Below are 13425 nucleotides of genomic sequence, written 5' to 3'. Positions count from 1 at the left end.
AATTAAAAATGGTGAACCCATCTTACGTTGATTCTCTCACCTTCAGGCCGGTTTTCTGCTGATGACTCAAAATAGGCGTTGAAAAAAAGATGATCGTTCTGTGAAAAATGGTAAACCATGCCAGGTCCTATTCCAAGAACTTTCTCTCTTCTGTCAGGAACATCCTCACCATTCATCTGGGTATCGGAAATTTGCTTAAGATAATAGCCGTTTATGCCCAGCCTTAACTGTTTTGGGATAATCTCAAATGCCATTGCAAAGTTTGCATGAACAGCCTCTCCTGCCTGGGTATCTTCAGCACCAAGAGTTGCAAAACCACGGTTGGGCTCATCATTTTCAGCATTCCATAGATAGTGAAGACGGGTTGTAACAGTAAGCCTTGGAGTCAGAAAAAGTGTTCCTGCCCAGTAAGGATTAATGGAAAATGTGTTACTTCCCGCGTTTATCTCTTTGTTTTCATCATATGCTCCTGTGGGAAAGATCATCTGAACCTCAATCCTATGCATGAAAATTGGCCCCTTTGCACCCATGACAGGATCCCATTGCAGATAGGGGCCAACCAGAATATCACCAACACCGTTGCCATTATCCTGGGGAAATGCCGAATTATCTGTACCATACGACATATCAAGACCAACAACAGGGACAATGACATCAAGACCCCATTTCCCGCCAAGGAAAATCTCCTTGTCTGACTGATAGAGAAACTGTGAAAGGCTTATCCAGGCTGTAAGCTCTTCATTTGCAAAATCCGGAAGAGCAGATCCTCCGTTTGTATCTGTAAGCGTGTCCGACTGCCAGTACTGAAGATATTGGGCAAAATAAAAGCCAGGGCCGGCAGGCGGCCCGCCATCCAGAAAACTTGTAAATCCAAGGTTCACCGAAGGCAGGTCATAGGCTTTAGCAAGATTGTTGCTTCCCATCAATGGAAAGATTACCAGTGCAATAAGCAACATCATTTTAAATATCACTTTTTTTGAATTAAAAACCACTCTTTTTGAAGCAGCAGAAAAAAGCCCATATTGCCCCATAATTGACCATTCTGATTGTTTCATCTGTTTTTCTCCTTTGTTTGGCATAAACTTGTTAGGCAGGTAAAATCACCTTGACAAAAAAAATAAAAACTGAGACTTTGCTTCTATCAAAAGAAACACAAAAAGTATAGAGCAATTTGAGTTACACTATTGAAATACAACTCCAAATTTTTTGTGGCATTGAGAAATGCCACATTTTTTGATCACAAGAGAAGGAGATGGAATCACCATGGCGGTTAAGATATTTTTGAATGAAGACGAGATCCCGAAACAATGGTACAATATTGCGGCAGACCTTCCCGGAACACCAAATCCACCCCTGGGACCGGATGGTAATCCAGTAAGCCCTGAAATGCTTGCTCCTGTTTTCCCCATGAACCTCATTGAACAAGAGGTAAGTCAGGAGCGCTGGATTGATATTCCGGAAGGAATACTGGATCTGCTTTACAGATGGCGGCCATCTCCCCTCAGAAGGGCTGTCTATCTTGAGAAATACCTCCAAACACCTGCAAAAATATTTTTTAAAGATGAAAGCGTATCCCCTGCCGGCAGTCATAAGCCAAATACTGCAGTTGCCCAAGCCTGGTACAACAAAGAATTTGGTATCAAAAAGCTGACAACGGAGACAGGTGCAGGACAATGGGGAAGTGCTCTTTCATATGCCTGTTCCCTGCTTGGGCTTGAGTGCAAAGTATTTATGGTACGCATAAGCTTTGACCAGAAGCCTTTCAGAAAAGCAATGATGGAGACCTGGGGAGGGAAATGCATTGCAAGTCCATCCCCTGAAACTGCCGCAGGCCGCGAGATCCTCTCAAAATCTCCGGATACTCCGGGTAGCCTTGGCATTGCCATAAGTGAAGCTGTTGAGGCAGCAGTTACTGATGAAAAAGGCGAAACCAGATACGCATTAGGAAGTGTTCTCAACCATGTTATGCTCCACCAGACAATAATCGGACTTGAGGCAAAAAAACAGCTTGAAAAGGCAGGTATCAAAAAAGTTGATACTGTCATTGGCTGTGCCGGTGGAGGCAGCAATTTTGCAGGACTTGCATTCCCGTTTACTCTGGACAAGATAAACGGAGCAGACATTGAAATTATTCCTGTAGAGCCTGCATCCTGCCCAACATTGACACGAGGTCCCTATGCCTATGATCATGGCGATGTTGCCAAAATGACCCCAATGCTTGCCATGCACTCACTGGGACATGACTTTATTCCGGCCCCAATACATGCCGGAGGACTTCGTTACCATGGAATGGCTCCTCTGGTATCCCATGCTGTTGCACAGGGATTGATGGCTCCTATGTCCCTTAAACAGCTTGAATGTTATGAAGCAGCAATGATTTTTGCCAAAACAGAAGGGATGATTGTGGCTCCAGAAACAAGCCACGCAATTGCAGCCACCATAAGAAAAGCCCTTGAGGCAAAAGAAGAGGGCAAAGAGAAAGTTATTATCTTTAACTTAAGCGGCCACGGACTCATGGATCTTAACGGCTACACCAAATATATGGCAGGAGAGCTTACAAATGCAGAGCTTTCCCAGCAGGAGCTTGATGCAACCCTTGAAAGAAGCATCAAGGGAAATCCTGTGCCAAAGCTCTAAAATCTCAAAACGATTTACTCTCTTCATTGGCAGACCTCATATCTAAGCGGTCATTAATACAAAAAACCGGCATCCTTCATATCATGCAAAAAGTACTTTACACTTTCCGGAACAGTCTCCAAGAAAAATGGGCATTGTGTTCAGGAAAGTGTAAATAGTCAAATGAAAGATGCGAAAAAACCGTAAAAAATGCCTGAAATCTTTTGCCCCTTGTTCCGTTAAGGAATTAAGGGGCAAGCTATTTCAGGAGCAAGGAAAAATAAAAGATGGAACAATTTGATAAACACACCGGATATTGCAGAATGCTTGGTCATGATGTACCTTTTTCATATTGCAGACAGGTACAGGAGAGCCGGCCATGTTTTAAAATACTTGACTGCTGGTTTGACAAACTCCCTGTCCAGGAATATATGGACAGACATTACTCAAAGGATGAGCAGGAAGATATCCTTAAAAAACCTACCCCCAAAATATTAACCCTTGTTGATCTTATTGAAAAGGCTAAAAACAGGAATGCCCTGTAAAATAAATGTTTTTTCACGCTAAACTTTTATGGAGACTACACATGAGATATCTCCAACCATGAAAATAATGAGGGTTTTTTTTAAAGGGAAAGCAACTTTTTATTACTCGTATTGAATGGATAAGGATAACACCATCATGGGACTAAAAGGCCACCGTTCAACAGCGACACTTCTTATCACAGCAGTTATTGCAAGTATCATACTTTTACTGATTGTTATCAATAAAGAAAAAACCTCTCTTCAGGCCACTTTACCCGACAAAGAAACGATAGCCGTACCTGTGGCAGTTGCACAAATCAGAAAAAGCGCCATCTCCCTTACGCGTTCATTCAGCGGTACTCTGGAAGCAGAGTCTCAATTTCTTGTGGCACCCAAAATAAGCGGTCGAGTGGCACGATTGCATGTGGATATTTCTGACACAGTACGACGGGGGCAGGTTGTTGCGGAGCTTGACAATGAAGAGTATATTCAGGAAGTGGCGCTTGCAAAAGCGGATCTGGCTGTTGCCAGAGCCAATCTTGAGGAAGCCCATAACGCACTGATTATTGCAAACCGTGAACTCAAGCGCACAGAGACCTTGAATACAAAGGGGATAACATCTGAAGCACAACTGGATATTGCAAAAAGCAGCCAACTGGAAAAAGAGACACGCTTTGAAGTGGCAAGGGCACAGGTTATGAGAGCTGAAGCAATACTTGAAACAGCCAATATCCGACACAGCTATACAACAATCAAGGCGGAATGGCACGATGGAGATCAATCCCGTGTGGTGGCGGAAAGGTTTGTGGATGAAGGGAATACTGTTTCAGCCAATACCCCGTTGATGTCAATTGTAAAACTTCATCCCATAACTGGCCTCTTTTTTGTCACAGAAAAAGAGTATTCAAAATTGAACCCCGGCCAGACAGTGGAGCTTGTAACCGATGCCTTCCCAGATAGAACCTTTGAAGGCACAATCTCCCGCATTGCACCGGTATTCAAACAGGAGACAAGGCAGGCACGGGTAGAGATCACCATCGACAACCTGGAGCAGATGCTCAAACCCGGCATTTTCATCCGGACAACAGTGGTGCTGGATCATCTTGAAAATGCAACAGTTATTCCTGAGCAGGCACTGAGCAAAAGGGACGATCAAACCGGTGTTTTTGTAATAGATGAGAAAGAGGAGACCGTGCAGTGGGTAAGGGTTAATGTGGGCATCAAAGAGGGCAATTATGTTCAGGTGAAAACAGATGATTTAGAGAAAACATCGGGAGCCAATAAAACATTAGGAACAGACAGAGCCGATATGACAAAAGAGATGGAAAGCAGTGAAAATCCTGAGTTGGCAGGAGTGAAACCGAAAGGTAAGGTTGTTATTCTTGGCCAGCAACTTTTAAAAGATGGTTCCAGAATTGTCATTGTGGAGTAAGAGTAATACCTCAAATCCAACACTTATGCGTAATCACCTCAAAATCGACACCTTATTGCTTTTTGAGCAGTTATTGAATTTGTCTGAATCAGGATAACCAGGATGAAAAGGATGCTCAGGATAAATAATCCTGCCTTATCTTGTTAATCTTGGACATCCTGATTCAGACAATGTTGACAAGGCTCAAAAGATCATAGGTGTCGGCTTTGAGTAATCACATGGAGGTGGTATAAAATGAGTGCTCAACCACAAAAAAAAAACCGATAACCCCAGAAGAGTATCTGGAGTTCGAGAGGACATCGGAAATCAAACATGAATATTTTGACGGTGAGATGTTTGCCATGGTGGGCGCCAGGGTAAACCACAATCGTATTAGCAGCAACATTACCACGGAATTGAATAATAAATTCAAAGCCAATCAGTCACCGTGTGATGTTTTTTCAAGTGATATGCGGGTCAAGATTCAAGAAAGCAGCATTTATACCTACCCTGACATCGTGGCGATCTGTGGAGACATTGAACTGGAGGATCACCATTTTGACACTCTCCTGAATCCCGTGGTTATCATCGAGATTCTTTCGTCCTCCACCGAGGCCTATGACAGAGGGCAAAAATTCACCCATTATCGTCGTATCACTTCACTTCAGGAATATATCCTTGTATCCCAGTACCATTGCCAGGTTGAAAAATATGTTCGGAGAGATGACGGAACATGGAGCTTGTCCTCATACGAGGGCATGGAAGAAAAACTCAACATAGCATCCATCCATTGTGAGTTGCGGCTTTCAGACATCTATTACCGGGTCGAATTTGAAAGATAACCATACCTGCGTCACCCCAGTTGAATGAAGGAGATGGTTCCAGAACTATTATTCCTGAGTGTTCTTTCAAGGTTTGATTGTCGGGTAGAGAATGCCTCTTAGCTTTGCATTGCCTGTAAAATCACCCGACAGTTTAAACTTGAAGAAGCACTGAGCAGTGAATTGATTTTGGGGATTTTACCGTGGAAATAGATACAAATTTCCATATTCGGGGGTGGCTGAATGCCGGCCATGACCGTTTACAATAATTTTATCATAAGGTGACATTCACGTGACTCTCTCCCAGTTCAGTGTTAAACGACCGATTTTTACAACCATGATAACCCTAATTGCCATCCTTCTTGGTGTTGTTTCCCTCACTCGCCTCAGAATTGATTTACTGCCTGAAATTGAATTTCCAACCGTATCCATCAGAACGGAATACGAAGGGGCAAGCCCTGTTGTGATGGAACAGCTCATCACACGGATACTGGAGGAGATTGTTGCCACAGTTCCAGGAGTGGAGCAAATGACATCAGAGTCCACGGAAGGCAGCAGCAGGATTACGGTGAGTTTTTCATGGGGTATTGATATTGATACGGCTGCACTGGATCTTCAATCAAAAATACAGGACGAAATTAATGAGCTGCCCGATGATATTGTGCGCCCCCGTATCGGAAAATTTGATGTCAACAGCTTTCCTGTGGTGCTGCTCGGTATTTCCAGCAACCTCGACCCGGTGGAGTTGACGCAACTTATCGAGAATCAGATCCGCTATCGCTTTGCCCGATTAAATGGTGTGGCCCAGGTGGATTTATGGGGCGGGTTTAACCGTGAGGTGAGGGTTGAACTTGACCATGAACGTCTCAAAGCTATGAAAATATCCATCTCCCAGATTCTACAATCAATTCGGAATTCCAATATTGACCTTCCGGCGGGCAGCATTGAAAGCGGCAGATATGACATCACTTTGCGTGCACCTGCCCAATACACCCGACTCGATCAGATTAGGGACACAGTAATAGCTCTCCCTAAAGGCGTGCCGGTGACACTTGGTCAGATTGCCCATATCAAAGACACATATGAAAAACCCACCAGGATGGTGCGCATAAATGGAGAGCGGGGCATTCGCGTTGCCATCAGAAAACAGGCAGACGCAAATACCGTTGAAGTTGCGGCAAATATAGTGACTGAAATCGAAAAGAGCAACAAAGCCTTTCCCCAGATTCATATTGCGCCGGTAATCAATCAGGGTAATTTTATTGAACGTTCCATCACCAATGTGGCAAATTCTGTCCTGTACGGCGGTGGATTTGCCGTAATTGTTCTGCTGATTTTTTTAAGAAATATCACAAGTACCATAGTGATCTCCCTTGCCATCCCCATTTCGGTTATCACCACCTTTGCGCTGGTATATTTCAGCGGTTTTACCCTGAACCTGATGACATTGGGCGGTTTGGCGCTGGGAGTAGGCATGATGGTTGACAGCTCCATTGTGGTTCTGGAGAACATTAACCGACGTCAGGTGGAATATGGAGAATCATCGGTGGTGGCAGCGGTGGAAGGCACACAGGAGGTGAGTGGAGCCATTATTGCCAGCACCATCACAACTCTTGTTATTTTTTTGCCGGTTATTTTCATGAAAGGTGTCTCCGGAATTCTGTTTAAGGAGCTTGCCTATGTGATCATCTTTTCACTTGTGTGTTCCCTGCTGGTATCTTTGAGTCTCATTCCCATGCTGGCATCAAAACTGATTCACATTCAGGTGCAAAATAGAGAATCTATGGGGAACACATCCCATCAGGAAAAAGCCCTGCACAAAACCTTCTCACAACAAACACCACAAAAAATATCGCAACAAAGAGATGGATGGATTGGAAGAGCCACCGGAAATGCAGAGATCTTTTTTAACCGGCTGGATACCGGCTACCGCAACCTGATTGAGTGGGTTTTGGATCATCGCATGATAACCATTGGGATAACGGTGTTGATGGTTGTATCAAGTCTTATGTTGCTGCCGAGCATCGGAAGTGAGTTTCTGCCACCAAGCGATGAGGGAGAAGTCCGGGTCAGCGGACAGATGGAAATCGGTACACGCCTTGATATAGTAGATCAACAGACCCGCATGATGGAACAAATTGTTTATGAAAATGTGCCTGAAATGGTTTCCGCAGTAGCCTATGCAAGGGGAGGTGATCGGGCAGAAGGGGAGATCCGGCTCTCGTTGACCCCTTCAACACAGAGAATCCGCTCCAACAGTGATATTGCAGACGATCTTCGCAACAAACTTGTCAGCGCCATTCCCGGAATGAAGATCCGCACCCGGGCGCCCCAGGGCCAGTTTATTCTTGAAAGGATTCTCGGAGGAGACGAGGGTATCACCATAGACATTCGTGGATTTGACCTAAGCATTCTGAAGCTGCTTGCACAAAAAACAGAAGAAGCCATTAACGCAGTGCCGGGAATCACCGATATTGAATCAAGCTGGGAAAAAGGCGTTCCCCAGGCTGAGATTATTGTGGATCGACATAAAATCGAAAGTTTTGGATTAAGCGTTCAAGATGTTACCGAAATACTCAAGTCAATTGTGGCAGGATCAAAAACAGGAGAGTTCCGCTCGGAAGGCAACTCCTACCGTATTTTTGTCCAGTTGAAAGATGTGGAAAAACGAACCCTTGACGAAATACTTGATCTGACCATCACAACACCATCAGGGGATTTTATTGCCTTAAGAAGCGTTGTCTCCACCAAAAATAGTGAAGGACCGTCCATAATCAACAGAAAGGATCAACAGCGTATCATCACGGTGAAAGCCAATGTATCCGGAAGGGATGCGGGGTCAGTGGCCGACGATGTCCAGGCCATTCTGGATCGAATCCCAAAACCTGTGGGATATGATCTTTCCCTTGCCGGAAACTATGAAGAGCAGCAAAAATCATCAAGAGAACTTACTATTTCGTTTTTCCTTGCCATGGTGCTGGTCTATATGGTGCTTGCATGTCAGTATGAATCCCTTAAAAACCCTTTGATTGTTATGTTTTCCGTTCCGGTTGCAGTGGTGGGCGTGCTGCTCACGCTCTATCTTACCAACACCACCCTGAATGTTCAGTCCTACATCGGTTGTATCATGCTGGGCGGCATTGTGGTGAACAACGCCATTTTACTTGTGGATCAGGCAGGAGAGCTTGCCGGCAGGGGTTTGATGACAATCCGTGAGGCAGTGGCCGAGGCAGGAAGAAGACGGCTTAGACCCATATTAATGACCACATTTACAACCATCTTTGGTCTGCTGCCACTGGCCCTTGGTATCGGAGAAGGTGCTGATGCCCAGGCACCTCTGGCACGGGCTGTGGTGGGAGGCTTAACGGGCTCAACTTTGATTTCACTACTCTTAATTCCGGCGGTATATTCGCTTTTTCATCCGGAAAAAACCGTATTGTAGTTCTATTTGTCAGCTTATCTTAGCTTCCTATTTTTGGTGTCTGAATCAGGATGCCCAGGATGTTCAGGATTAACAAGATTTACATAATTACCTTTTATCCTGTGAATCCTGGCTATCCTGATTCAGACAATTTAAGAAGATAACGGCATCCTTCATATGACTCCAAAGATACTTTACACTTTTTTGTGAGAGATTCCCGATACCCAGAATTTTCTCTCCGGAAAGTGTAAACTGGGAAATGAAGCATGCCAAGATAACAAAGTAGAAGTAGTGACCCCCCAATTAAAAATAGACCAACTCTATTGAACCACTGATCTCAAATCAAAATTATCAATTGGACTCTCTGTTATTATCCGTGATAATGCAGATTCCTATGAAAATTATGGCTCAAATATATAAATGGAACAGATGGATTCTGGGCATTATCTTTATATATGCCGGAGGAACAAAGCTTATTGAACCCGAAGTTTTTGCGGTTTTAATTGATGCCTACGGAATTGTGCCTGAACAGATTGTCTATTTTGTGGCTGTTGCTCTCTCCGCCATTGAAGTTCTGGCAGGTTTGGGACTTATGTTTGATATTCGGGGGAGCCTTGAGATAATCTTCGGTTTGACTCTGCTTTTTTTAATAATCCTCGGGTACGGTATCCACATGGGCCTGGATGTGGATTGTGGCTGTTTTGGGCCTGAAGATCCTGAATCCCGTGCATTCCATGGGCTTAAGCAGGCTTTTTTTCGGGACATTATCATGCTGCTGGATATTTTATGGCTATATGCCTGGCGAAAAATGAAAGGCTTCAAGATGGCCATTCATTGCTGACGAACATTGAATCCTGTCTCCCTGATAAAACATTTATAATAGAACACAGCTCAATCGTTAACCAAGAGAAAAAAGGAAACCTTGATATGAAACACCTTAAAATGATTTTGACATTTATCTTTGCAGGAGCAGCGCTTATACTTTTCTCATCTCCTGCATCCGCTTTTCTGGACAACAAGTTTGAAAAGGAACTTGAAAAAGAGGCAGGGGCTGTAAAACTTGTACGAGAAGTTCAGCGGGGAAATTACAATGTAGTGACAACTGAAGAGCTTAAAAAATGGATTGATGACGGCAAAGATATTGTGGTTGTTGACACCATGCCATATGAGGATAGCTACAAAAAGAATCACATCCCCAACGCTTTGCAGTTTCTCTTTCCCATTCCTGATATGAACGAATGGAACACAGCAGAAACAGATGGAAAAACAGAAGCTGACTTCATGAAACTTCTTGGAGATGACAAAGAGAAAACCATTGTTGTTTACTGCGGTTTTGTAAAATGCACAAGAAGCCACAACGGTGCCGCCTGGGCAGTCAAAATGGGATATAAAAACGTTTATCGTTACACCGGCGGCATTTTTGCTTGGAAAGGCGCAGGCTATCCAATTGAGGGGACAGAATAATATCATGCAGCCAATGATATTTTCAGATACTGAAACAGCCATAAGCTCTGATGTGCGTGCCATTGCAGAGGAGATTAAGCTGTATGCCGCCAACCTCTATGAAACACGGCAGTTTCTCTGTTCCGAGGCAGTGCTTGTTGCCCTGAACAGAGGGCTTGGCGGCGGATTGACAGAAGAACAGGCTGTCTCAATGGCAGCCCCGTTCGGATATGCCATGGGAAACAGTGGCTGCATATGTGGTGCCCTGAGCGGGGCTGTTATGGGTGCAGGTCTTATTATGGGAAATAGTAACCCATATTCCCGCAGAAAAGAGATGCGGGAATCTGCTCTTATGCTTCACAATGCATTTAAAGAGACAAATGGTGCTACCTGCTGCCGTATTCTGTCAAAAAAAGTCAAACATGACAAAAAAGCCCATTTCAGGCAGTGTGCAGATATTACTGCCAATGCCACAGAGATGGCAGCCCTTCTTGTTCTTCAAAGACATCCTGAACTTCTTTCAAATCCTTCCCTTCAAGGTATCACTCTTAAAAAAAAGACCCTCATCGGAGGGCTTCTCACCTCTTTTTTTCGCAATTTCCATAAATAAGTGAGGCATCCTTCATAATACCTATAGCGCTCAGATAATAACAGAGAAAGGAAAGCAGAATCTTTTTAGGCTTCCATAGTTTTTGATCTGATGGTATTTTGATTTGATCTCATTGGATTATTTGAAAATCTGATTTTGTGATGTTGTATTAAAGCCCCTAACTTTAAACAAGGAAGGGGCTTTTTATATTTTATCAAATCATGATATAGTCTTGTCATAGATAAACTTTCATGGCCGAATTCAGGGGGCATCCCCGGCCATGAAAATCATGAGGGGTATGTTCACGGTAAAGTATATCTTTGAGGGCAGAGAAGAGATGCTTGAAGGCTTGTGGATAAAAGAGAATGAAGATAAAGCTAATGCCCAAAACTTTAAATGGGAATGGAAACACCATCCTGTCATAACCCTTGATTTCAATGAGATAAGTCATGAAACTCCGGATATTCTAAAGCAGAGTATTGAAGAACACCTCATTGAAATTGCGTCTAATTATGATATTGAGCTTAAACGATCTTTCATAAAAGGTAAATTCAAGGAGCTTGCAATTGCCCTTAACAAAAAAACCAAAATGCCGGTTGTCTTTCTCATTGATGAGTATGACAAGCCCCTTATAGACCACCTTGGGAAAAGTAATGAAGCTCTTGGGATTGCCAAGAACAACAGAGATATACTTAAAGATTTCTTTGGAGTAATAAAAGATGCCGATGTTGTTGATATAACCCGCTTTGTATTTATTACAGGGGTCTCAAAATTTAGCCAGGTATCCATTTTTTCAGAACTTAACAACCTCACAGACCTTACAATGCTCTCTTTGTATGCTGAGATGCTCGGTTATACAATGGGTGAGGTCGAACAATATTTATGCCCCACATAAAACGAATGGCAGATCAGAATGATGACAAGATTTCTGATGTAATGGAAGAACTGCTAAAACATTACAATGGTTATCGTTTTTCAAAGCGAAAAGTAAAAGTGTTCAACCCCTTTTCTCTAATGACAGCCCTTAAATATATGGATATTGCAAATTACTGGTTTGAAACAGGAACCCCATCATTTCTGAATTTCTGATAAACCTTATCAGCCGCAAAAAATGGAATCTCCCTGAAATTGAAAAAATGAGTGCCACCAAATCCGTCTTCAGCGTGTATGATCTTGAAAACCTCCATCCCGAAGCCCTTCTTTTCCAGGCAGGCTACATTACAATAAAAGATGTCAGGGGAATGCTCTACACCTGAATAATCTAAAAAGGGTACACTCATAATAAACCATGAACCTAAGGAAGCCACCATGACTAAATTTCCATATGGTATAGCCGATTTTAAAACAGTAATAACTGAAGATTATTTTTACTGTGACAGAACCGATAAAATTCCTTTACTTGAAAATTCAAAATCCCAACTTTTCATCCGCCCGCGAAAATTCGGCAAAAGTCTTCTTCTATCCATGCTTGAGAACTACTATGATGTGGCCCAAAAAGATCATTTTGATGAGATGTTCGGCCACCTTGCCATAGGTAAAAAGCCAACGTCCCTTAGAAACTCCTACTACATCCTGAAATGGGATTTTTCCTGCGTTGATACCACAGGTGATGCCGATTACATCAAACAGATGCTGTTTGATCACATTAACGGTTGCATTGAGGGTTTTCTTCTTTATTACAGAGACTACAATTTGCCCGATGTAAAGGTGGATAAAAATAATGCCCTAAGTTCAATCAAGAGCCTTATAAATGCAGTTCGCATGACACCATACCCTGTCTATCTTCTGATAGATGAATATGACAACTTTGCAAATACCGTCATGATGGGAATCCACAATGATAAAGAGAGATACAACGCCCTTGTGCATGATGAAGGGATACTCAGGACCCTTTTTAAAGCTGTGAAATCCTCCACATCCGGTTCAGGTTTTGATCGTGTATTTATAACCGGTGTCTCTCCAGTGGTGATGAGTGATATCACCAGTGGATACAATATTGCAAAAGATATCTATTTCAAAAAAGAGCTTAATGATATTTGCGGTTTCAGAGAGGATGAGGTTATCTCAGCACTTGGGGATATTGCTGAAGAGTGCGACCTGAAAAGCGGTGAAACCAATGATGCAGAAACCAATGATGTAGAAAGCAATGATGTAGTTGAAAAAGCTCTTGGGATGATGAAAACATACTACAATGGCTACTGCTTTGTGCCGAGATGGAACCAATATATCTATAACCCCACCCTTTGCCTCTATTTTTTTGACCATTTTCAGGAGATGTGTGACTACCCCAGAAAAATGCTGGACTCCAACCTTGCCACAGATGAATCAAAACTTGAATATATTGCAGATATTCCCATGGGCCGTGAAATTATTATCTCAATGATGGAGAATGACAATTATCTTGAGGTTGAAGATCTGTCTGACCGTTTCGGCATAAGGGAGATGCTGGATGCAAGTTTTAAAAACAACATGTTTATAGTATCTTTTCTCTACTATTTTGGTGTGCTGACCCTGGCCGGGGAGACCGAAGAGCTGAATCTGAAACTGAAGGTTCCCAACCTTGTGATGCAGAGCCTTTATGTGCAGAGGGTGCAAAGGAT

The 13425-nt window shown here is 43.1% G+C and carries 12 protein-coding genes; 11 read left to right on the top strand and 1 reads right to left on the bottom strand.

What is annotated here, in order from left to right; translation table 11 throughout:
- Window positions 1-2: 2 nt before the first annotated feature.
- Complete coding sequence (locus tag MTBBW1_RS05830; protein ID WP_222423993.1) at window positions 3-1055, bottom strand: SphA family protein; 1053 nt, start codon at window positions 1053-1055, stop codon at window positions 3-5.
- Between the two features lie 208 nt (window positions 1056-1263).
- On the opposite strand from MTBBW1_RS05830, the gene MTBBW1_RS05825 reads away from it, so the two are divergent.
- From MTBBW1_RS05825 to MTBBW1_RS05770, 11 genes are all read left to right on the top strand, one after another.
- The gene (locus MTBBW1_RS05825; RefSeq protein ID WP_080800510.1) at window positions 1264-2637 is read left to right on the top strand and encodes a TrpB-like pyridoxal phosphate-dependent enzyme; all 1374 of its coding nucleotides are present in this window, start codon (window positions 1264-1266) and stop codon (window positions 2635-2637) included.
- 266 nt (window positions 2638-2903) lie between these two features.
- Window positions 2904-3161: a hypothetical protein gene (locus MTBBW1_RS05820; protein WP_080800506.1), complete on the top strand. Its 258-nt coding sequence runs from the start codon at window positions 2904-2906 to the stop codon at window positions 3159-3161.
- Window positions 3162-3297: 136 nt separating this feature from the next.
- Window positions 3298-4572 (top strand): efflux RND transporter periplasmic adaptor subunit, encoded by a 1275-nt coding sequence (locus tag MTBBW1_RS05815; RefSeq protein ID WP_080800503.1) that lies wholly within the window; start codon window positions 3298-3300, stop codon window positions 4570-4572.
- Window positions 4573-4835: 263 nt separating this feature from the next.
- Complete coding sequence (locus MTBBW1_RS05810) at window positions 4836-5393, top strand: Uma2 family endonuclease (RefSeq protein WP_139786679.1); 558 nt, start codon at window positions 4836-4838, stop codon at window positions 5391-5393.
- A 271-nt stretch (window positions 5394-5664) separates the two neighbouring features.
- Window positions 5665-8814 carry an efflux RND transporter permease subunit gene (locus MTBBW1_RS05805; protein WP_080800502.1) on the top strand — a complete coding sequence of 1050 codons (3150 nt, stop codon included), beginning with the start codon at window positions 5665-5667 and terminating at the stop codon, window positions 8812-8814.
- A gap of 373 nt (window positions 8815-9187) precedes the next feature.
- Entirely contained in the window at window positions 9188-9634 is a 447-nt protein-coding gene (locus MTBBW1_RS05800) for a MauE/DoxX family redox-associated membrane protein (protein WP_186441107.1), read from the top strand.
- Between the two features lie 86 nt (window positions 9635-9720).
- On the top strand, window positions 9721-10257 hold the full coding sequence (locus MTBBW1_RS05795; RefSeq protein WP_080800497.1) for a rhodanese-like domain-containing protein: 537 nt from the start codon (window positions 9721-9723) through the stop codon (window positions 10255-10257).
- 4 nt (window positions 10258-10261) lie between these two features.
- Entirely contained in the window at window positions 10262-10846 is a 585-nt protein-coding gene (locus MTBBW1_RS05790; protein WP_080800495.1) for a C-GCAxxG-C-C family protein, read from the top strand.
- A 259-nt stretch (window positions 10847-11105) separates the two neighbouring features.
- Window positions 11106-11720: an AAA family ATPase gene (locus MTBBW1_RS05785; RefSeq protein WP_080800492.1), complete on the top strand. Its 615-nt coding sequence runs from the start codon at window positions 11106-11108 to the stop codon at window positions 11718-11720.
- A complete protein-coding gene (locus MTBBW1_RS30520; RefSeq protein WP_080800489.1) occupies window positions 11708-11914 on the top strand; it encodes an AAA family ATPase in 207 nt (68 codons plus the stop codon). Before MTBBW1_RS05785 ends, MTBBW1_RS30520 begins: the two co-directional genes overlap by 13 nt.
- 219 nt (window positions 11915-12133) lie before the next feature.
- Window positions 12134-13425 (top strand): AAA family ATPase (locus tag MTBBW1_RS05770; protein WP_080800483.1); only part of this gene is annotated, 1292 nt, incomplete at its 3' end.

Origin of the sequence: Desulfamplus magnetovallimortis, from assembly GCF_900170035.1 — a bacterium.
In the GTDB taxonomy this organism is placed as follows: Bacteria; Desulfobacterota; Desulfobacteria; order Desulfobacterales; family Desulfobacteraceae; genus Desulfamplus; species Desulfamplus magnetovallimortis.
The sequence above is the reverse complement of the archived record's forward strand: the minus strand, read 5'-3'. Positions and strand labels throughout refer to the sequence as shown.